18 protein-coding genes are annotated in these 20,356 nt (G+C 63.7%); 7 read left to right on the top strand and 11 right to left on the bottom strand.

What is annotated here, in order from left to right:
- Positions 1-168 precede the first annotated feature (168 nt).
- Complete coding sequence (locus VHN57_RS03695) at positions 169-843, top strand: class I SAM-dependent methyltransferase (protein WP_278986537.1); 675 nt, start codon at positions 169-171, stop codon at positions 841-843.
- A gap of 80 nt (positions 844-923) precedes the next feature.
- Here the strand turns inward: VHN57_RS03695 and VHN57_RS03690 are convergent, their stop codons facing one another.
- Positions 924-1,931 (bottom strand): NAD(P)H-quinone oxidoreductase, encoded by a 1,008-nt coding sequence (locus VHN57_RS03690; protein ID WP_423282810.1) that lies wholly within the window; start codon positions 1,929-1,931, stop codon positions 924-926.
- 102 nt (positions 1,932-2,033) lie between these two features.
- Here VHN57_RS03690 and VHN57_RS03685 point away from each other — a divergent pair, with 102 nt between their 5' ends.
- Complete coding sequence (locus tag VHN57_RS03685) at positions 2,034-2,231, top strand: DUF1192 domain-containing protein (protein WP_004211362.1); 198 nt, start codon at positions 2,034-2,036, stop codon at positions 2,229-2,231.
- 156 nt (positions 2,232-2,387) lie between these two features.
- Positions 2,388-4,709, top strand: a complete 2,322-nt coding sequence (gene clpA, locus VHN57_RS03680; protein WP_004211360.1) for an ATP-dependent Clp protease ATP-binding subunit ClpA — start codon at positions 2,388-2,390, stop codon at positions 4,707-4,709.
- A gap of 283 nt (positions 4,710-4,992) precedes the next feature.
- On the opposite strand, the gene VHN57_RS03675 is transcribed toward clpA, so the two are convergent.
- Entirely contained in the window at positions 4,993-5,355 is a 363-nt protein-coding gene (locus VHN57_RS03675; RefSeq protein WP_048937823.1) for a hypothetical protein, read from the bottom strand.
- 266 nt (positions 5,356-5,621) lie between these two features.
- Between VHN57_RS03675 and VHN57_RS03670 the strand changes: the two genes are divergently transcribed.
- The 4 genes from VHN57_RS03670 (at position 5,622) to VHN57_RS03655 (ending at position 10,493) form a co-directional block, all read left to right on the top strand.
- Entirely contained in the window at positions 5,622-6,302 is a 681-nt protein-coding gene (locus VHN57_RS03670; protein WP_423282807.1) for an esterase/lipase family protein, read from the top strand.
- A 90-nt stretch (positions 6,303-6,392) separates the two neighbouring features.
- Positions 6,393-7,631: a hypothetical protein gene (locus VHN57_RS03665; protein ID WP_278988458.1), complete on the top strand. Its 1,239-nt coding sequence runs from the start codon at positions 6,393-6,395 to the stop codon at positions 7,629-7,631.
- A 106-nt stretch (positions 7,632-7,737) separates the two neighbouring features.
- Positions 7,738-9,801 (top strand): prolyl oligopeptidase family serine peptidase, encoded by a 2,064-nt coding sequence (locus VHN57_RS03660; RefSeq protein ID WP_423282805.1) that lies wholly within the window; start codon positions 7,738-7,740, stop codon positions 9,799-9,801.
- Between the two features lie 62 nt (positions 9,802-9,863).
- Positions 9,864-10,493 carry a glutathione S-transferase family protein gene (locus VHN57_RS03655; protein ID WP_423285968.1) on the top strand — a complete coding sequence of 210 codons (630 nt, stop codon included), beginning with the start codon at positions 9,864-9,866 and terminating at the stop codon, positions 10,491-10,493.
- Positions 10,494-10,571: 78 nt separating this feature from the next.
- On the opposite strand, the gene VHN57_RS03650 is transcribed toward VHN57_RS03655, so the two are convergent.
- The 9 genes from VHN57_RS03650 to VHN57_RS03610 form a co-directional block, all read right to left on the bottom strand.
- Positions 10,572-11,306, bottom strand: a complete 735-nt coding sequence (locus VHN57_RS03650) for a Bax inhibitor-1/YccA family protein (RefSeq protein WP_125998333.1) — start codon at positions 11,304-11,306, stop codon at positions 10,572-10,574.
- Positions 11,307-11,429: 123 nt separating this feature from the next.
- Positions 11,430-12,101, bottom strand: a complete 672-nt coding sequence (locus VHN57_RS03645; protein WP_278988341.1) for a cyclase family protein — start codon at positions 12,099-12,101, stop codon at positions 11,430-11,432.
- Positions 12,098-12,355 carry a CBU_0592 family membrane protein gene (locus VHN57_RS03640; RefSeq protein ID WP_037515777.1) on the bottom strand — a complete coding sequence of 86 codons (258 nt, stop codon included), beginning with the start codon at positions 12,353-12,355 and terminating at the stop codon, positions 12,098-12,100. The genes VHN57_RS03645 and VHN57_RS03640 overlap by 4 nt, the downstream gene beginning before the upstream one ends.
- 79 nt (positions 12,356-12,434) lie before the next feature.
- Complete coding sequence (acnA, locus tag VHN57_RS03635) at positions 12,435-15,104, bottom strand: aconitate hydratase AcnA (RefSeq protein ID WP_004211346.1); 2,670 nt, start codon at positions 15,102-15,104, stop codon at positions 12,435-12,437.
- Between the two features lie 317 nt (positions 15,105-15,421).
- A complete protein-coding gene (locus VHN57_RS03630; RefSeq protein WP_278984439.1) occupies positions 15,422-17,176 on the bottom strand; it encodes a DUF885 domain-containing protein in 1,755 nt (584 codons plus the stop codon).
- Between the two features lie 66 nt (positions 17,177-17,242).
- Positions 17,243-17,446, bottom strand: a complete 204-nt coding sequence (locus VHN57_RS03625) for a DUF5818 domain-containing protein (protein ID WP_004211342.1) — start codon at positions 17,444-17,446, stop codon at positions 17,243-17,245.
- A 96-nt stretch (positions 17,447-17,542) separates the two neighbouring features.
- Positions 17,543-18,805 carry a hypothetical protein gene (locus VHN57_RS03620; RefSeq protein ID WP_278984441.1) on the bottom strand — a complete coding sequence of 421 codons (1,263 nt, stop codon included), beginning with the start codon at positions 18,803-18,805 and terminating at the stop codon, positions 17,543-17,545.
- A 226-nt stretch (positions 18,806-19,031) separates the two neighbouring features.
- Positions 19,032-19,217 (bottom strand): DUF1328 domain-containing protein, encoded by a 186-nt coding sequence (locus VHN57_RS03615; RefSeq protein ID WP_017502243.1) that lies wholly within the window; start codon positions 19,215-19,217, stop codon positions 19,032-19,034.
- A 71-nt stretch (positions 19,218-19,288) separates the two neighbouring features.
- On the bottom strand, positions 19,289-20,287 hold the full coding sequence (locus VHN57_RS03610; RefSeq protein ID WP_278984442.1) for a 2-hydroxyacid dehydrogenase: 999 nt from the start codon (positions 20,285-20,287) through the stop codon (positions 19,289-19,291).
- Between the last annotated feature and the right edge of the window lie 69 nt (positions 20,288-20,356).

The following is a 20,356-nucleotide window of genomic DNA, read 5'->3' as shown; positions in this document are numbered from 1 at the left end:
GGAACTTAATGCCTCGAATTTCCCTATCGACAGAGCATTTCAATAGCGACATACTTGATCATAATATTGATTCTCCGGGAGAGCAATCCGGTGTCACATGTCGTAAGCATCGTAAGACATGGCCAAATTTTCGAGCGGGACAGCTTTTACGCACGGTACGATGATTGCGTGAACGACATCTTGTCCTTTGCGTCGGAAGCAGGAATCACCTATGACAATTGCCGCTTACTGGATGTCGGTAGCGGTGATGGGATCATTGATTTGGGCGTCGCCCAAAGAACCGGCAGCCGTGTTTTCGGCATCGACATAATCATGACAGATCGAGATGCTCTTATTGCCGGATCAAGAGAGCATGGCATCACCCTCGATCGGGGATCACTGGATTTTTCGCTTTCCGCAGATGGGTTGCTTCAGTTTCCCGATGCATATTTCGACCATGCATTTAGTCGCGACGTTTTCGAGCATGTTTTCGATCCGGTCACATTACTCAAAGCAGTGCACCGGGTACTCGAGCCAGGCGGAACATTTTGCGTTCAAATCTGGCCATTATGGCATTCCGAATGGGGCGCCCATCTGTTCGAGCGACAAGCCCCTTGGGAGCACCTAGTTCGCTCACGCAGCGAAATCCTCTCCCGATGGGAGGGCATCTGGCAGGCTCACGCCTCCTACGACAGTTGTGCGCGAACCTCCATCGATGACCTGCAAAGAGCATGCCTCGCCGCAAATTTCAGAGCTGTGCGCGTCGAGTTAATGACGCCCACTTTTTGCCCTCCGGAACATGCAGATCATCTTCGCTGGAGCGAGATGGGCATCGCGGGCATCAAACTGCTGCTGCAAAAATAACAGCCCGGCCTCTATGCCGGATGGTTGCCCATGCCCGCTTGCCTCCCTCTATCGGCGCGGTTGACGCAACCTAACGCCCCTCACACCGTCAGCACGATCTTCCCGAAATGTTCGCCGGCGTCCATGCGGGCATGGGCCTTGGCCGCGTCAGCGAGGGCAAAGCGCTGGTCCATCGCCGGGCGCAGCCTGCCCTGTTCGACGAAGGGCCAGACGGTGCGCATGATCTCGTCCGCGACCAGGCTCTTGAAGCCCGAGGAGCGCGGCCGCAGCGTCGATCCGGTCAGGGTCAGTCGCCTGGACATCACCGTCGGCAGGAAGATGCTGGTCTTGGCCCCGCCCAGCACCGCGATCGACACATGGCGGCCATCTTCCGCCATGCATTCGATGTTGCGTGGGACATAGTCGCCGCCGACCATGTCGAGCACCGCCTGCACCCCCTGCCCGCCGGTGATGCGCTTCACCTCGGCGACATAGTCCTGGCTCTTGTAGTTGATCGCATGGGCAGCACCCCATTCGAGCGCCTGCGCGCATTTGTCGTCGCTGCCGCAGGTAACGATGATCTCTATGTCGAACAGGCGGCAGAGCGAGATCGCCATGGTCCCGATGCCGCTGGTGCCGCCATGGACCAGCACCCGGTCGCCGCCGACCACATAGGCGCGCTCGAACAGGTTGGTCCACACGGTGAACAGGGTTTCGGGCAGCGCCGCCGCCTCGACCAGGTCATAGTCCGCCGGCACCGGCAGGCACTGGCCGGCCGGGGCAATCGCATATTCGGCATAGCCCCCGCCCGGCAGCAGCGCACAGACGCGCTGGCCCACCAGCATGTCGGCGGACCGGCCGGCGGCGACGATCGTGCCCGCCACCTCGAGTCCGGGAACGTCGGAGGCGCCGGGCGGCGGCGGATATTTGCCCTGCCGCTGCAGCACGTCGGGCCGGTTGACGCCGGCGGCGGCGACGCGGATCAGCACCTCATCCTCGCCCGGCACCGGCACCGGCCGCTGTTCGGGCACCAGGGCGTCGGGACCGCCCGGCACCGGGATGCCGATGGCCGTCATCTGCGATGGAATCGTGAAACTGTCGAGGATCATATGCGCCCCCCCGGGCCAGAGATATTGCGCCGCACCCAAAATCGACGGACGGAGCTTCGCTTCTTATTGACAGACTAGCCTACAGGGTCAACATTACCCTTTATGGACATGGACAATGATCTGCCGAGAAAGGCCGATGATCCGCTGGCCCAACTGCTCCGACAGGATCTGGGTCCCCTGTCCGTTGCGGAACTGGAAGCGCGCATCAGGGCGCTGGAAACCGAAATCACCCGCACTCGAACAAAAATTGAAAGCGCCGTTAACCATAAGGCAACTGCCGAGGCGTTATTCAAGCGATGAACCCGCGCCTCGCCCCTGACGGCCCGACCAAGGGCTCCACCGGGCATGGGCAGTCTGGCAATTCCGGCGGTCAGGGCCTCTCCCTTGAACCGTCGTCGAGCAATGCCGACATAAGGTTCAAGTCAGCCCCTAACCGGGGCCAGGAGTAGAAAAGACATGCCATCTTTCGCAGCCGCCCTTGAAACCACCCTGCACAATGCGCTGACCCATGCGTCGGAGCGCAAGCATGAATATGCGACGCTGGAGCATCTGCTTCTCGCGCTGATCGACGATGAACATGCGTCGAAGGTGATGCAGGCGTGCGGCGTGGAACTGGGCGAACTGGCCGATGCCGTCACCCAGTATCTCGACACCGAACTTGACAGCCTGAAGGTAGAGGGCGCCAGCGACCCCTCGCCCACCAGCGGCTTCCAGCGCGTCGTGCAGCGCGCCATCCTCCATGTCCAGTCGTCCGGCAAGGATGAGGTGACGGGCGCCAATGTCCTCGTCGCGCTCTTCTCCGAACGCGAATCCTATGCCGTCTATTTCCTGCAGCAGCAGGACATGAGCCGCCTCGATGCCGTCAGCTATATCAGCCACGGCGTCGGCAAGGGCACGCCCACGCCCGAGCGTCAGGAGACCAAGGGGGCAGCCGAGGAGGAAAAGAAGGTGCAGGACGGCAAGGGCAAGAAGGACAGTGCCTTGGAGCAGTTCACCGTCAACCTCAACGAGAAGGCGGAACGCGGCAAGGTCGATCCGCTGATCGGCCGGTCGTCGGAAGTCGACCGCACCATCCAGATCCTGTGCCGCCGTTCGAAGAACAACCCGCTCTATGTCGGTGATCCGGGCGTCGGCAAGACCGCGATCGCGGAAGGCCTGGCGCGCAAGATCGTCGAGGGCGAAGTGCCCGACGTGCTCAAGGAAGCGGTCATCTATTCGCTCGACATGGGCGCGCTGCTGGCCGGCACCCGCTATCGCGGCGATTTCGAGGAGCGGCTGAAGGCGGTCGTCACCGAACTGGAGAAGATGCCGCACGCCGTCCTCTTCATCGACGAGATCCACACCGTGATCGGTGCCGGCGCGACCAGCGGCGGCGCGATGGACGCCTCGAACCTGTTGAAGCCGGCCCTGTCGGGCGGGACGATCCGCTGCATCGGCTCGACCACCTACAAGGAATTCCGCAATCATTTCGAGAAGGACCGCGCGCTGCTGCGTCGCTTCCAGAAGATCGACGTGAACGAGCCTTCGGTCGAGGATACGATCAAGATCCTGACCGGCCTGCGCACCGCGTTCGAGGAACATCATCACGTCAAATATACGCCGGACGCGATCAAGGCGGCGGTCGAGCTGTCGGCCCGCTACATCAACGACCGCAAGCTGCCCGACAAGGCGATCGACGTGATCGACGAAGTCGGCGCGATGCAGATGCTGGTGGTGCCCTCCAAGCGCAAGAAGACGATCACGCCCAAGGAGATCGAGGCGGTCATCGCCACCATGGCGCGCATCCCGCCCAAGACCGTGTCGTCGGACGACAAGAGCGTGCTGGAATCGCTGACCACCGATCTGAAACGGGTCGTCTTCGGCCAGGATCAGGCGATCGAGGTACTGTCGTCCGCGATCAAGCTGTCGCGTGCGGGCCTGCGCGACCCCGACAAGCCGATCGGCAACTATCTCTTCTCCGGCCCGACCGGTGTCGGCAAGACGGAGGTGGCGCGCCAGCTCGCGACCCTGCTCGGCATCCCGCTGCAGCGGTTCGACATGTCGGAATATATGGAACGCCATTCGGTCAGCCGCCTGATCGGCGCCCCTCCGGGCTATGTCGGCTATGACCAGGGCGGCCTCTTGACCGACGCCGTCGACCAGCAGCCGCACAGCGTGCTGCTGCTCGACGAGATCGAGAAGGCGCATCCCGACCTGTTCAACATCCTGTTGCAGGTAATGGACAATGGCCGCCTGACCGATCACCACGGCAAGACCGTCGATTTCCGCAACACCATCCTCATCATGACCACCAATGCCGGTGCGTCGGACATGGCCAAGGAATCGATCGGTTTCGGCGAACTGACCCGCGAGGATGTGCAGGAAGACGCGGTGAAGAAGCTCTTCACCCCCGAATTCCGCAACCGCCTCGATGCGATCGTGCCGTTCGGCTATCTGCCGCCGGAAATCGTCGCCCGCGTCATCGACAAGTTCGTGCTGCAACTGGAACTGCAACTGGCCGACCGCGACGTCCACATCACCCTGGACGAGGACGCCAAGGCCTGGCTCACCAAGAAGGGCTATGACAAGCTCTATGGTGCCCGCCCGATGGGCCGCCTGATGCAGGAAAAGATCAAGCAGCCGCTGGCCGAGGAATTGCTGTTCGGCAAGCTGGTCCATGGCGGCGAGGTCCATGTCCATATGAAGGATGAGGCCCTGGCCTTCCAGATCACCCCCGCCGCGCCCAAGAAGGGCGGCAAGAAGGGCGGCAAGGCCAAGGCGCCGGAAGGCACGAAATAAGCGGCTTCACAAACCCATGGGAAAGGCGGCTCGAGAGGGCCGCCTTTTTTTTTTATTCCTCCCCGGCACGGGGAGGGGGACCGTACGCAGCACGGTGTGAAGGGGCACGCGCCACAAAGAGCCGCATCCCCGCGCCGCTACTCCCCCCTCTTTTGCCGTCATTGCCGCACAGGCGGTTAGCCCTCATCCACTATCTCCGTGCCGCCGCGGCTCCGCGCGAAAATGAATCACGCGGAGGCGCGGAGAAGAAAAGGGAAGGCCAACTTGGGTGATTAGGAGACTGTCAGCTTTCAGCCGAAAAAACGGCAAATCTTGCCACTTCGGTGGATGACATGGCTTTGGCCATTTCGCGGTCTTTGTAGCCGTCTAACGTACTCAGCCAATCGACAAAGTCTTGGCATCCACCGGCCTCAAGCGGGAAAATACCGACAGGCTCTGATCCATCAGAATAGAGCAGAAACACTACATCGTCGCCCCAAGGTCCACTGTCGTCAGTCGCGACAACGACGCGTTTAAGATCGACAATGGGTAGCTGGCGTTCAGTGCCTTGCCCATCGGTGGTAACGATCGCTTCACCTGAGATTGTAACCATCCACGATGAAACGGGCCGAATGCATTTCAACTTGTCGCGCAACCAATTGAACATAGTTGATGATGCTAAGATCGGTTTCCGCAAACTGCAATGTCCGCAGATGGAGAACCGCGAGAGCCGCGTGGATGGCAAATGTTGGTCGTTACTTGCCAGTCACAGCCACCGTCATCCTGACGGAAGTCAGGATCCATTCTGCGCTACGGCGGATGGGGAGCGCTGAATGGATCCCGGATCAAGTCCGGGATGACGAAGATGGTGAAGGTAGCTTCTGGTGGTCAGCCCCCTCCCCCTACACCCACATGCCCTTGCCTGCGTCAGCGTTGCATGACACCCATGCCACCATGCTGCCCCACACCCAATCCGTCATCCTCCTCCACGGCTTTGGCGGCCATCAGGTGCAGACCGCGCTGCTTGCCCGGCGGCTGCGCGGGGCGGGGTATGATGTCGCCAATATCGGCTATCCCAGCTGGCGCTGGCCGCTGGCCCGCGTCATCGATCATCTCCACGCCCGCATCATCGCCAGCCCGGCCTATGCCGCCACGACCGCCCATTGCGTCGGCCATTCGATGGGCGGGCTGATACTGCGCGCCTGGCTCGCGCGCCATCGCCCCGATCATCTCGGCCGCGTCGTCATGCTCGGCACGCCCAATGGCGGCAGCGAGATTGCCGACCTTCTCTACCGCCTGCGCCTCCATCCGCTGATCCTGAACCAGGCCGGCGCGCTGCTGCGCACCCGTCGCGATGCGGCCACGCTGGCGGCGCTGGGCAAGGTCGACTATCCGCTCGGCATCATCGCGGGCGACCGGCCGATGAACGGCCTGCTCCCCAGCCGCATCTTCCGCGCACCCAATGACGGCAAGGTCAGCGTCGCCGCCACCCATTGTCCGGGCGAAAGCGACCATATCACCCTGCCCGTCGCCCATACCGCGATGATCTACACCCGCCCCGTCGCCGATCAGGTCGTGCATTTCCTGCGCCATGGGCAATTCGCGCGCACTTAGCCCCCCCCTCTCCCCGCCCCCCGCAAATTCTGCTAAGCCGACTCCAGAACAGAAAGGTCGCATGTCTTCCACGCTTTCATAGGGGAATGCATGTCCACTTCGCTTCATCTGCGGTCCGCCGCGCCACGCGCCGCGCTGCTCAGCTTCAGCTTCGTCCTTCTCGCCACGCCCGGCGCCAGCCAACAGGCCGGCGGACCGATCGCCCGCTATTCGATGGATGCCGGCACCATGTCCGGCATGGCCGCAATGGCGGGCGGCGGTGGCATGGGCGGGGCCATGTCGATGATGATGGGCGGCGGCAACCAGCCGATCCATGAACTGGTGCTGCGCCTGGGATCGACCCAGGCCGCGAGCGGCTCGCCGGCGGCCGAGCATTATATGCCCGCCGGCGCCCGGCTGGGCGCCTCCGTCCCGCTGGTCACGCCAAAGGTCACGCCGAGCGACGAGCCGGCGCTGCCCGGCGAGAAGCCCAAGGGGCGGCTGCTCATCTATTGGGGCTGCGGCGCGACCGCCGGGCCGAACCAGCCGGTGGTGATCGATTTCGCCAAGGTCGCGCGCGGCCAGTTCCCGCCCGGCCTCTATATGACCGGCGCGGCGATCCCGCAGGAATGGCAGGTCCGCTTCACCAACAGCAAGACCTATGGCGAATGGCCCAATGGCCAGACGCGCAAGACGCTGTCGGGCAATTCCTCGCTGATCGGCGACCATCGCATCGCCGGCAATTATTCGCCCGAGATCAAGTTCGCGCTGAACCAGGACTTCATGCCGCCGATCACGGGCCGTGCCAGCCCGGTGGCGGGCGGCGCCACCCAGCTGAGCTGGAACGCGGTGCCCAATGCGACCGGCTATTATGCCTGGGTGTTCGCGGCCAAGCAGGGCGGCGACATGGTGTGGTGGGCGTCATCAGCCAGTCAGGCCTTTGGCGGGCCGGTGTGGGACTGGCTTTCGCCCGGTGCCGTGCGCAAGCTGATCGGCGACAAGATCGTCATGCCGCCCAGCCAGACCAGTTGCACCGTGCCGTCGCAGGTGGTGCAGTCCGGCGGCGAGATGCTGATGGGCAGCCTCTATGCCTATGGCCCGGAAGCCAATTTCGCCTATCCGCCGCGCCCGGCCGATCCCAAGATCGCCTGGAAACCGGAATGGATCGCCCGCGTGCGCTATCGCTCCAATACCATGTGGATGCTCAATGGCCCGGACATGGGATCGATGATGAGCCAGGGCAGTGACGACAGCGCCGACGCCTCCGGTGACAATCCGCCACCCAAGAAGAAGAAATGCAAGGGCGGCCTTGGCGGCATGCTGGCCGGCGCGATGGGCGCAGGCTGCTGAAGCTCCGGTCGGGGCGCGACACCAGTCGCGCCCCGGCCACGACTTGCACTTGAAACGAAAGGAAAATCCGGCAAGTCTCGCGCCATTCTTCCGTTTCGAGGTTTTCATGCGACACAAGCTATTGGCCGCGCTGCTGCTCGGCGCCGCCCTCTCCCCCCTGCCGCTCGCCGCCCAGTCGGCCGCCCCGTCGTCCAGGTTCGAGGGGCGCGACATCTTCGCGCTGCAGGTCGCCACCGATCCGCAGATCAGCCCCGACGGCAAGAGCGTCGCCTATGTCCGCCGCCAGGGCGACATCATGACCGACCGGCAGAAGGGCGCGATCTGGCTGGTCGACACCGCCACCGGCGCGCAGCGCCCGCTGATCACCGACGCCAGCCAGCCGCGCTGGTCGCCCGATGGCAAGCGCATGGCCTATATCGCCGCCGATGCGGGCAAGCCGCAATTGTTCGTGCGCTGGCTCGACACCGGCGCCACCGTGCGCGTCACCACCCTGCCCGACGGCCCACAGTCGGTCACCTGGTCGCCCGACGGCAAGTCCCTTGCCTATATCATGCGCGTGCCCGCCGACCCGATGAAGCTGGGCAAGGCGCCCGACAAGCCGGAGGGCGCCGACTGGGCCAAGCCGCTGGAGGTGATCGACCGGGTCGATTATCGCAATGATGGCGGCGGTTATGTCCAGGCCGGCTATGACCATATCTTCCTGGTGTCGGCCGATGGCGGCCCGGCCCGGCAGCTGAGCTTTGGCGACTATCAGGATGGCGGCCCACTGAGCTGGACGCCCGATGGCCGCGCCATCCTGTTCAGCGCGGTGCGCAAGCCCGACTGGCAGCAGAAGATATTCGATCCGGAAATCTACGTGCTCGATATCGTTTCGGGCGCGATCAGCCCGCTCACCAGCCGCGACGGGCCCGATGTCGCGCCGGTCGTCTCGCCCGACGGCAGCAAGATCGCCTATCTCGGCTATGACGACAAGCGCCTGTCCTACCAGAACACTTACCTCTACGTCATGAATCGCGACGGCAGCGGCGCCCATGCGATCACTGCCAGTCTCGACCGCAGCATCGATCGCGCTTATTGGGCGGCCGACGGCAAGGCGCTCTATGCCCAATATGACGAGCGCGGCGTCAATCGCCTTGCCCGTATCAGCCTCGACGGCCAAGTCACCGAACTGGCGGGCGGCCTCACCGGCACGGCCTTCGACCGGCCCTATAGCGGCGGCGATTTCAGCGTCGCGGCCAATGGCACGCTGGCCTTCACCAGCGGATCGGCGCTGCGCCCGGCCGACCTGTCGGTCAGCAGCGGCGGCAAGAGCCGCCAGCTCACCCGCCTCAACGAGGATTTCCTGGGGCACAAGGCGCTGGGACAGGTGAAGGAACTGGCCGTCACCGCGCCCGACGGCCGGACCGTGCCGGCCTGGCTCGTCACACCGCCCGGCTATCAGCCCGGCACCCGCGTGCCGTTGCTGCTGGAAATCCATGGCGGTCCGCACACCGCCTATGGCCCGCATTTCTCGACCGACGACCAGCTTTATGCCGCCGCCGGCTACGCCGTGCTCTACACCAACCCACGCGGCTCCACCTCCTATGGCGAGGAATTCGCCCAGCTGATCCATCACAAATATCCCGGCGACGACTATGGCGACCTGATGGCCGCGGTCGACGCCGCGATCGCCGCCGGCGTGGCCGATCCGGACAATCTGTTCGTCACCGGCGGTTCGGGCGGCGGCGTGCTCACCAGCTGGATCATCGGCAAGACCGACCGGTTCAAGGGTGCCGCGACGCAGAAGCCGGTGATCAACTGGATCAGCGAGGCGCTGACCATGGACAATACCCTCTTCACCTCGCGCTACTGGTTCCCGGCCAAGCCCTGGGAAGATCCGATGGGCTATTGGAACCGCTCGCCGCTCAGCCTGGTCGGCAACGTCAAGACGCCGACCCTGGTGGTCGTGGGCAGCGAGGATTATCGCACCCCGGTCAGCGAAGCGGAGCAATATTATGGCGCGTTGCAGATACGGGGCGTTCCGACCGCGCTGGTCAAGGTGCCGGGCGCCAGCCATGGCGGCATCGCCGCCCGCCCGTCGCAATCGGCGGCCAAGGCGGCGGCGATCATCGCCTGGTTCGATCGCTATCGCGACAAGCCTGCGGCGGCGGCCACCGCACCGGCCCAATGATCCGGCTGGCCGGAGCATATCGTTCATGATATGTTCCGGCCACTTTCCAAGGAGAATGCATGATGGCGGACCCGGTTCTTCTCTATACCAACCCCATGTCCCGCGGGCAGATTGCCCGCTGGATGCTGGAGGAGGTCGGCACGCCCTATGAGGCGGTGGTGCTGGATTATGCCGGCGGCATGAAGACCGCCGACTATCGCGCGATCAACCCGATGGGCAAGGTGCCGGCGATCGTCCATGGCGGCAAGGTGGTGACCGAATGCGCCGCCATCTGCGCCTATCTGGCCGATGCTTTCCCGGCCGCGGGCCTGGCGCCGGGGACCGATGATCGGGCCGACTATTATCGCTGGCTCTTCTTCGCCGCCGGTCCGGTGGAGGCCGCGGTCACCAACAAGGCGATGGGCTTCGTCCTGCCAGAGGGACGCGAACGCAGCGCGGGCTATGGCTCGCTCGATGACACGCTCGACACGCTGGAAACGGCGGTCACCGGCCGCAGCTGGATCTGCGGCGGCACCTTCACCGCAGCGGACGTCTATGTCGGCGCGCAGATCGACTGGGGGCTCACCTTCGGCACCATCCCCAGCCGCCCGGCGTTCGAGGCCTATGCCGCCCGGTTGCGCGAACGCCCAGCCTATAAGAGGCAGAAGGAGATCGACAACGCCCTGATCGCCGAGATGCAGAAACAGGGCTGAGCCTGCCCCTTACCCACAAAGCAAAAGGCCCGGCGGAGATGTCCGCCGGGCCTTTTTTGACTTGCCGTTCGACCGCTATCAGCGACGATCGCCGAACAGGCGCAGCAGGAACAGGAACATGTTGATGAAGTCGAGATAGAGGTTCAGCGCCCCCATCACCACCGACTTGCCCATCATCTCCGTGCCGGCGACATAGGCATAGATGCTCTTGATCTTCTGCGTGTCATAGGCGGTGAGGCCCGCAAACAGCAGCACGCCGACGGCGCTGATCACCAGATCCATCATGCTGGACCGCAGGAAGATGTTGATCAGGCTGGCGACCAGCAGGCCGACCACGCCCATGATCAGGAAGGTGCCGAAGCCCGACAGATCCTTCTTGGTGGTGTAGCCGAACAGGCTGAGGCCGGCGAAGGCCGCAGCGGTCGCGAAGAAGGTCTGCGCGATCGAGGTGCCGGTATAGGCCAGGAAGATGTAGGACAGCGACACGCCCATCACCGCCGCATAGGCCCAATACAGCGCCTGGGTGGCGAAGGTCGACAGCTTGTTGATGCCGAAGCTCAGCACCATGACGAAGGCCAGCGGCGCGAACATCACGATATATTTCAGGATGCCGGGGCCGGCGAACACCTGATAGGCAAGGCCGCTCTGCGCGAACAGCAGCGCGACGATGCCCGTCAGCAGCACGCCGCTCGCCATATAATTATAGACCGACAGCATATATTTGCGCAGCCCGGCATCGAACGCCTCGCTGCGCGCGGCGCTGGCACTGCCAAAGCCTGCGATATCGGAACGGGGGTCGGACCAATTGGCCATGTGTAAAATCTCCTTGGACGGCCTTTCTCGGCCGATCGCCATAGTATCGGCGCTAACGCCTCTCAGTTCAAGTGAAAGCCGAAGCCTAACAGCGATGTCATGCTTCAGCGCGACATCACAAGATCATGCCGGATCGACTTGCGCGAAGGCCCGCACCGGGAATGTGCCCATGCCGACGATCTTGGGCGGCACGGCAGTGAAGGCGAAGCCCGCATCCGGCAGCGCGCCCAGATTGGTCATATGTTCGCAGATCAGCACGCCGGCCCCGAGCAGTTCGCGATGGACCGGGCGACCGGTGCCGGGGCGGGTATCGTCGATATTATGGCTGTCGATGCCGACCAGCCGGGCGCCGCGCGACACCAGCATCTGCGCCGCCGCTTCGGTCAGGAAGGGGTGATCCTCATAATAGGCCGGCGTGCGCCAGTGCCGGTCCCAGCCGGTGTGGACCAGCACCGCGCGGCCGGCGACGTCGATGCCGTCGAGATCGGCGGCGTCGGTCGCCAGGCCCATAGCGTCGAACGGCCTGCGCACCACGATCGCCGACAGGCTGGCCAGCCGGTCGAGATCGAGCATCGAGAGATCATCGCCATCCTCGAAGCGGTGGAAGGGCGCGTCGAGATAGGTGCCGGTGTTTGACACCATGTCGATCCGCCCCATCTGAAACGCGCTGCCATCGGCATAGTTGGCGCGCGACTGTTCGCGGGTCCAGTAATCGCAGATATGCGGCGCGGCGACGCCCTTATAGGTGGTCATGCCATGTTCGATGGCGTGGCTGAGATCGATGAAGCGGGTCATGACGGGGACATTCTCCTACGGAAGATGCGCCACAGGGTGGAAAAGCCGACGACCGCCCAGATGATGTTGAGCACCATCGAGGGAAAGGCGCCATGCCACCAGGTGTTGAGGATGAAGAAGGCGGCGCCCACGGCGTTGAGCCACTGAAAGGTCGCCGACCCGCCCGACAGCCGCCCGGTCGAGACGCCGACATAGGCGATCAGCACCAATATCGCGCCGGCCCAGCCGACGATCTCCACGAACAGCGCCACCATCCACCCCCAAATGAAAAGGGCTCCCTCCTCACGGAGAGAGCCCTCATTCCTTAGCTCAGCGCGTCAACCGATCAAGCGCTCAGGCGGCGAGCTTGCGCAGCACATATTGCAGGATGCCGCCATTGAGGAAATATTCCAGCTCGTTGACGGTATCGATGCGGCAGAGCGCGGTGAAGCTGAAGGTCGAACCGTCGGCGCGGGTGACCTGCACTTCGACATCCTGGCGCGGCTTGAGGTCGGCGACGCCGGTGATGGTGAAGCTGTCATCGCCCTTGAGGCCCAGCGTGTCGCGGGTCTGGCCGTCCTTGAACACCAGGGGCAACACGCCCATGCCGACCAGGTTCGAGCGGTGGATGCGCTCGAAGCTTTCGACGATCACGGCGCGCACGCCGAGCAGGTTGGTGCCCTTGGCCGCCCAGTCGCGCGACGATCCGGTGCCATATTCCTTGCCGCCGATCACGACCAGCGGCGTGCCGTCGGCCTTGTGCTTCATCGCCGCGTCATAGATCGGCATGACTTCGCCCTGATAGCTGGTCATGCCGCCTTCGACGCCGTCGAGCATCAGATTCTTGATGCGGATATTGGCGAAGGTGCCGCGCATCATGACTTCATGATGGCCACGGCGCGAGCCATAGCTGTTATAGTCGGCCTGGGCGACCTGATGCTCGCTCAGCCACTTGCCTGCGGGCGAGGTCGCCTTGATCGAACCGGCCGGCGAGATGTGGTCGGTGGTGATCGAGTCGCCGAAGATCGCCAGCGGCATGGCGCCGATGATGTCCGTGACCGGCGCCGGGGTCATGGTCAGCCCCTCGAAATAGGGCGGGTTGGCGACATAGGTCGACCCGGCACGCCACTTGTAGGTGTCCGACCCGGTCACCTCGATCGCCTGCCAATGGGCGTCGCCCTTGTAGACATTGGCGTAGCGGGCGCGGAACATCTCCCGGTCGACCGCCCCCGCCAGGGTGGTCGCGACCTCGTCATTGGTCGGCCAGATGTCCTTGAGATAGACCGCTTCGCCATCCTTGCTCGTGCCGATCGGGGTGGTGATGAAATCCTCGATCACCGTGCCCTTGAGCGCATAGGCGACGACCAGCGGCGGCGAGGCGAGGAAATTGGCGCGCACGTCGGGCGACACGCGGCCTTCAAAATTGCGGTTGCCCGAGATGACGGCGGCCGCGACCAGGCCATTTTCATTAATCGCCTTGCTGATCGGCTCGGCCAGCGGGCCGGAATTGCCGATGCAGGTGGTGCAGCCATAGCCGACGAGGTTAAAGCCGATCGCGTCGAGATGCGCCTGAAGGCCCGCCTTTTCCAGATAGTCGGTGACGACCTGGCTACCCGGCGCCAGCGAGGTCTTGACCCAGGGCTTGGGCTTCAAGCCCAGCTCGTTCGCCTTCTTGGCGACCAGGCCGGCGGCGATCAGCACATTGGGGTTGGAGGTGTTGGTGCAGCTGGTGATCGCGGCGATGGTGACGTCGCCGTCGCCAATGTCATAATCCTTGCCCTCGACCGGAACGCGGGTCTGCGCCTTCTTGTAGGTGTTGACCATGTCGGCGTTGAACACATCATCCACTTCGGGCAGCGCAACGCGGTCCTGCGGGCGCTTGGGACCGGCGAGGCTGGGCACCACGGTGGACAGGTCCAGCTCCAGCGTATCGGTGAAGATCGGCTCGACCGACGGATCGATCCAGAAGCCCTGCTGCTTGGCATAGGCCTCGACCAGGGCGATATTCTCGTCGCTGCGGCCGGTCAGGCGCATATAGTCGAGCGTCTTGTCGTCGATGCCGAAGAAGCCGCAGGTCGCGCCATATTCGGGCGCCATATTGGCCAGCGTCGCGCGGTCGGCGAGCGACAGGGTGGCAAGGCCGGGGCCGAAATATTCGACGAAGCGGCCGACCACGCCGCGCGCGCGCAACATCTGGGTGCAGGTCAGCACCAGGTCGGTGGCGGTCACGCCTTCCTTCAAATTGCCGGTGAACTTGAAGCCGACCACTTCGGGGATCAGCATGGAGACGGGCTGGCCCAGCATCGCGGCCTCCGCCTCGATCCCGCCGACGCCCCAGCCCAGCACGCCCAGGCCATTGACCATGGTGGTGTGGCTGTCCGTGCCGACGCAGGTGTCGGGATAGGCGATGGTCGCGCCGTCGGCGCCCTCGCTCGACCACACGCCCTGGGCGATATTTTCCAGATTCACCTGATGGCAGATGCCGGTGCCCGGCGGCACGGCGTAGAAATTGGCGAGGCTCTTGCTGCCCCATTTTAAGAAGTCGTAGCGCTCCATATTGCGCTGATATTCGATCTCCATATTGTCTTGGAACGCGCGGGGCGTGCCGAACTCGTCGACCATGACTGAATGGTCGATGACGAGATGGACGGGCACCTGCGGGTTGATCTTGCTGGCGTCGGCGCCCAGCGCATTCATCGCGTCGCGCATGGCGGCCAGATCGACGACGCAGGGCACGCCGGTAAAGTCCTGCAGCAGCACGCGCGCCGGGCGATACTGGATCTCGCGCTCAGCCTTGCCCTTGTCATTCTGCCAGTCGACGATCGCCTTGATATCGTCGGTGGTGACGGTCACGCCGTCCTCGAAGCGCAGCAGATTTTCCAGCAGCACCTTCATCGAGAAAGGCAGGCGCGAAACGTCTCCAAGCTTCGCAGCTGCCTTTTCCAACGAATAATAGGCGATGTCCTTGCCGCCGACATTGAGCGTGTCGCGCGTGCCGAGAGTATCCTGTCCGGTGGCGGTCATAAGATATGCGTCTCCTCGCATAGGCCCGGCCATGCGGAAGGAGCGTCGCGTTCCCACCAGAAGCCACGAAGACGCGGCAAGGTGGAGGGAGGCGCCCCAACCTATGGTCGAAGCAAGTGTGTCCCGATGAGCGGTGGCATACAGATTGCCACCGCCAAGTCAAAGGGACAAAATGGTCGAAACCGCCTTTATTTCCGCCATTTTTGCTTACTGAAAATCATTCGCAGCGACGCGCACAAGGGCCGCACTTTTATTGTGCGCGGGGCGTGGAAATCACGCCCGCCCCGCCCCACATCTTGCCTTTATCAGCGCTCTTGTCAGCGCGCCTTTTCCGCGGCGATCCAGCCGTCGATCTGGCTTTCCAGCACGGTAAGCGGCACCGCCCCCTGCGACAGCACCGCGTCGTGGAAACGGCGCAGATCGAATTTGGGCCCGAGCTGCTGCTCCGCCCGCGCGCGCAGTTCGCGGATCTTGATCTCGCCCAGCTTGTAGCCCAGCGCCTGCCCCGGCCAGCTGATGTAACGATTGACCTCCGCATCGATATTGGCGTCGCTCAAGGCGCTGTTCGCCTTCATGAAGGCGACGGCCTTCGCCTTGTCCCAGCCCTTGGCATGGATGCCGGTGTCGACCACCAGGCGGCAGGCGCGCCACATCTCGTAGGACAGGCGGCCCATCATCTTCTCGGGTGTGTCGTAGAGGCCCATCTCCTCGCCCAGATATTCGGTGTAGAGCGCCCAGCCCTCGACATAGGCGGTGAAGCCGGCGAGATATTTGCGGAACGGCGGCAGCGGCAATTCCTGCTGCAACGCGATCTGGTTGTGATGGCCCGGCACCGCCTCATGCGCGGTCAAGGCCGGCAATTCCCAGAAGGGCCGCTGGTCGAGCTTCGAGGTGTTGACCCAATAGGTGCCCGAAATTCCCGCTTCGGGCGCGCCGGGGCCATAATAGGCCGTGGTCGTCCCCTCCGCCTCGGCCGCCGGGATCGGCTTGATGCCATAGGGCAGGCGCGGCAGCGTGGCGAAATAGCGCGGCAGCAGGCCGTCGATCGTCTTGGCCTGGCGTGCGGCGACGCGCAGCAGTTCCTCGGGCGTCTTGGCGTAATAGCTCGGATCAGTGCGCAGATGCTGGATGAAGGCAGCGCGGCTGGGATAGCCCGCCTTGGCCGCGATCGCGTCCATCCGCTTGCCGATGCGCGCGACCTCATCCAGCCCGATCTGGTGGATCTGATCGGGGGTCAGGTCGGTGGTGGTGTGGGTCCGCACCCGGCTGGCATACCAGGCCGCCCCGCCCGGCAGGGTCGATGCACTGTCGCTCTTGCGGCATTTGGGCAGATAGTCGGCCACGAACAGGTCATGCCATTTGCCATATTCGGGCGTGATGACATCGCGGATCACCGCTACCGCGCGCGCCTGCAGCGCCGCCCAGTCGGCGTCGCTGATGTCGCGCGGCTTCGTCCGCGTGAAGGGCTCGTAGAAGCGTGTGCCCTCCGGCGGCCCGGCGACGATACCGCTGATCCCCTTGGCAAAGCCGCCCAGCACCGAACAGGGCAGCACATAGCCGCCCCTGATCGCCTGGCGAGTGATCGCCATGCCATCGCCATTCTGTCTCGGGTACAGGGCCAGGCGCTTCAGATAGCTCTCATAATCGGCGCGAGTGTAGAAAGGCAGGCCGTCGGCCATGCCGGAAAAGCCCTGATGCCAGCTATAGTAAGTGGTGAAGAGCATCAGCCGTTCGGCCTGATGCTTGTCGCTGGCGATGTCGTCGCGCAGCATCCACAACAGCACGGCACGGTTCACCTTGTCGGCGGCATCCAGCCCCGCCTCCGGCACCGCATCCAGCCGCGTGACGAAGCCCTGTTCCGCCTTGATCTGGGCATCGCGGGCGCCAAGCGACAGGTCCGAAATCTGATCGTCATAGTCGCGCACGCCGCGCGCGGTAGCCTCCACCGGATGGACCGACAGATACCATTTCCAGTGATCGTCGATCACCTGGGTCAGTTGGTCATGGGGAGTCTGGGCGTGAGCCAGAGCGGGCGCCGCAACGGCGAGCATCAGGGGAATGATCTTGCGCATGGGCGCAACTGATCGCGCGGCGCAACGATTCTGGCAAGATGGGCAGGTGCCGGTTCCCGCGCCAGGTCAGGCTGCGGCTACGCCATCCGCTTCGACAATGTCGTCGCCAGCATAATAGCCGCGCACCCGGACCCGCTTTTCGACATGGTCGACCGGCACGCGCAGCAGCACCAGTCGCCAGGTGCCGCCAAGATCGCGCTGGAGCAGAAAGCCGGCCTCATCGCGCAGCAACCGCCCGGTTTCATCCACTCCAGCGCCAATCTCGATCATGCGTGCCCGTTTATCGCTTCAACGCAAATGATGCCAGCCCGCGCTTTATGTTTGCGCTGTATGCGACGGCGAGCATTGCAAGGGGCCAAAAGCGCTCTATCCGCCGAAGAATATCAGATAGAGCGCCCCGCCCAGCACGGTGGGCAACAGGCAGATGATTTCCGTCACGACCACGGCCCACCGCCAGCGTCGGGAAAGCCGCGCCGCGGTTATCGTGGCCGCCAGCGCCAAGCCCGGCCACAGGATGTTGTAATAGCGCGTCTGCATCGTGGTGAGATCGCCCAGGGTCACATAGCTGCGCCAGCCAAATGTGAAGTGGATGGTCAGCAGCACGATCACGCCCACCATATAGGCGATGGTCCAAGGCCGGACGACACGATAACGCAGGCTGGCGACCGCGAGCAAAAGCGGCACGAGCATGGTCGCAAGGGCCAATGCGAAAGGATAGCCGAATTCCAGCGCCGGCCATTTCATGACATAGCCCTTGAAGAACCACGCCGCGAAGCCCGGCACATCCAGGTGCAGCCGTTCGGCCACCGGTATCCGCCAGACATCCTCATTGACCCAAAGCACCTCGCCGATGCGCAAGAATGTGAAAATATAGTGGGATGCGCCGATCGCCACGCCAATGGCTGCCAGCCACAAGCGACGATCGGTCAGGCTGATCCGGCCCGAGAGCAAGGCCATGCCGAGCCAGGCAGCAGCCACCGCCGACAATCCGATGAAGGCCGTCAGCTTCGTCCAGCCGGCCAGGGCCAGAGCAGCCATGATCCACCAGGCTGCGCCCGGCAGCCCGAGAATGCCGCCAAAGAGGGCTGCCGCGGCAAGGGCGGCGAGATTGTCGTTATTGACCATGGAGCCCACCACGGCCGTTTTGGGAAAGCTGATCACGAGGATCGCGAACAGTTGCGGCGGCAGGATATCCGGCGTGAAGCGGCGGTTGGCAGCAACCAGCACTATCGTCAGCGCAGCGGCAGACAGCAGCACGTTGAAAAGGCGAAAGATTATGGGGTTGCTGGTGAAGGCGTAAATGGGCGCCAGCAGCAGATAATAGAGCGAGGGATGATTGATATAATTGGCGTCGGCCGACCATCGGGTGAGATCGTCGGGGCGCAGGATAAGCTGGCTGGCCCAGTCGGGGAACAGGGTCGGATGCTCGAACTGTGCCCGCACCACCGACAGATGCTGCAATTCATCCACCTGTGAGGGAAACGGCGCGATGAAGACCAAAATCAAGGTCAGCGCCACATAGAATGCCAGAATGATCAGCATCGACGACGGCAGGCCAAACCATCTTTCGCGGGGGCGACTGGCAAAAATTCGGGACGATGGAAAAGAGAGAGAATTCTGCGTGGTCATGGAGCGCCAATCATTATTGCCGCGCGACCATCGCCTATCGACCTTTATATTTCATTATGGGCGAAAGCAGGTGTTCCTCACCTTGGCGCCATACATGACAAAACCCCGCTCGAATTATCGAGCGGGGTCGTCGATCAACGCCTTGGCGGTCACGATATCTGGCTCGAAAAGCGCGAGCCATCATCCCCTGGAAGGCGGAACGCCCTCCAGCATCAGGCGACCGGCCTCAGTCTATCGCATCCTTGATGCCCTTGCCCGCCAGCAAGCCGAGGACGAGGAAAATCAGGAACAGGGCGATGGCGACGCCGAACAGCAATTTGGCGATGCCGACAAAGGTGCCGGCGGCGCCGCCGAAGCCGAGGACGGCGAGCACGGCCGCGATCACAAGGGCAATGATGGCAAGACGAATCATGGTGGGATTCCTTCCGTTTCTCTGATGTTTCCAAACGGAGGAAGGCGCGCATTGTTCCGCGCGCGCAGCGATCAGACCCAGCCTTCGAGCACCTGATTGGGCGGGCGATGGCCATCGGCCCAGCTGCGGATATTGGCGATGACGCGGGCGCCGGTGGCGTCGCGCCCCTCGAAGGTCGCCGAGCCGACATGGGGCAGCAAGGTGACGTTGGCGAGCGCCAGCAGCCGCGGATCGACCGCTGGCTCATGGGCATAGACGTCGAGCCCGGCACCGGCGATCCGTGCTTCGGCGAGCGCCGCGATCAGCGCCGGCTCATCGGTGATTTCCGCACGGGAGGTATTGATGAGATAGGCGTCGGGCCGCATCAGGCCGATCCGCCGCGCATCGATCAGGCCACGGCTGTCGGCGTTGAGCGGGCAATGGATCGAGACGATGTCGCATTCACGCAGCAGCGCGTCGAGATCGTCATGCCAGCTTGCCTCCAGTTCCTGCTCCACCTCGAACGGCAGGCGATGGCGGTTATGATAGGCGATGGAGAGGCCGAACGCCTTGGCCCGGCGGGCGACGGCGCGGCCGATGCGGCCCATGCCGATGATGCCCAGCTTCTTGCCGCCGATGCGGTGGCCGAGCATGCCCGACGGGCTCCAGCCATGCCACTGGCCCGAGCGCACCAGTTTCTCTCCCTCGGCCAGGCGGCGGGGCACGGAGAGGATCAGCGCCATGGTCATGTCGGCCGTATCTTCGGTCAGCACGCCGGGCGTGTTCGTGACGATCACGCCCCTGGTCCGCGCGGCGGCCAAGTCGATATGGTCGACGCCGCTGCCGAAGCTGGCGATCAGTTGCAGCCGGTCGGGCGCGCCGGCGATCAGTTCCGCGTCGATCTGGTCGCTGATGCAGGGAACCAGCACGTCGCACTGAGCCATGGCGGCGGCGAGTTCGGCCCGGTTCATGGGGATGTCGCCGGTGTTGAAGCTGGCGTCGAACAGTTCGGCCATGCGCGCCTCCACATTGGGGGGCAGGCGACGCGTCACGATGACGCGCGGCGTTGCGGGGCGCGGTTTCCTGGCCATAGCAAGGCCGCTATTCCCGCCTGCTCCGCCGGTCAAGCGGATATGCGGTTGCCTGCGATTGAAAGCTTG

The organism is Sphingobium salicis subsp. salicis, from assembly GCF_049472635.1.
Lineage (GTDB): Bacteria > Pseudomonadota > Alphaproteobacteria > Sphingomonadales > Sphingomonadaceae > Sphingobium > Sphingobium yanoikuyae_A.
This window is presented reverse-complemented; position numbering and strand designations above follow the sequence as displayed.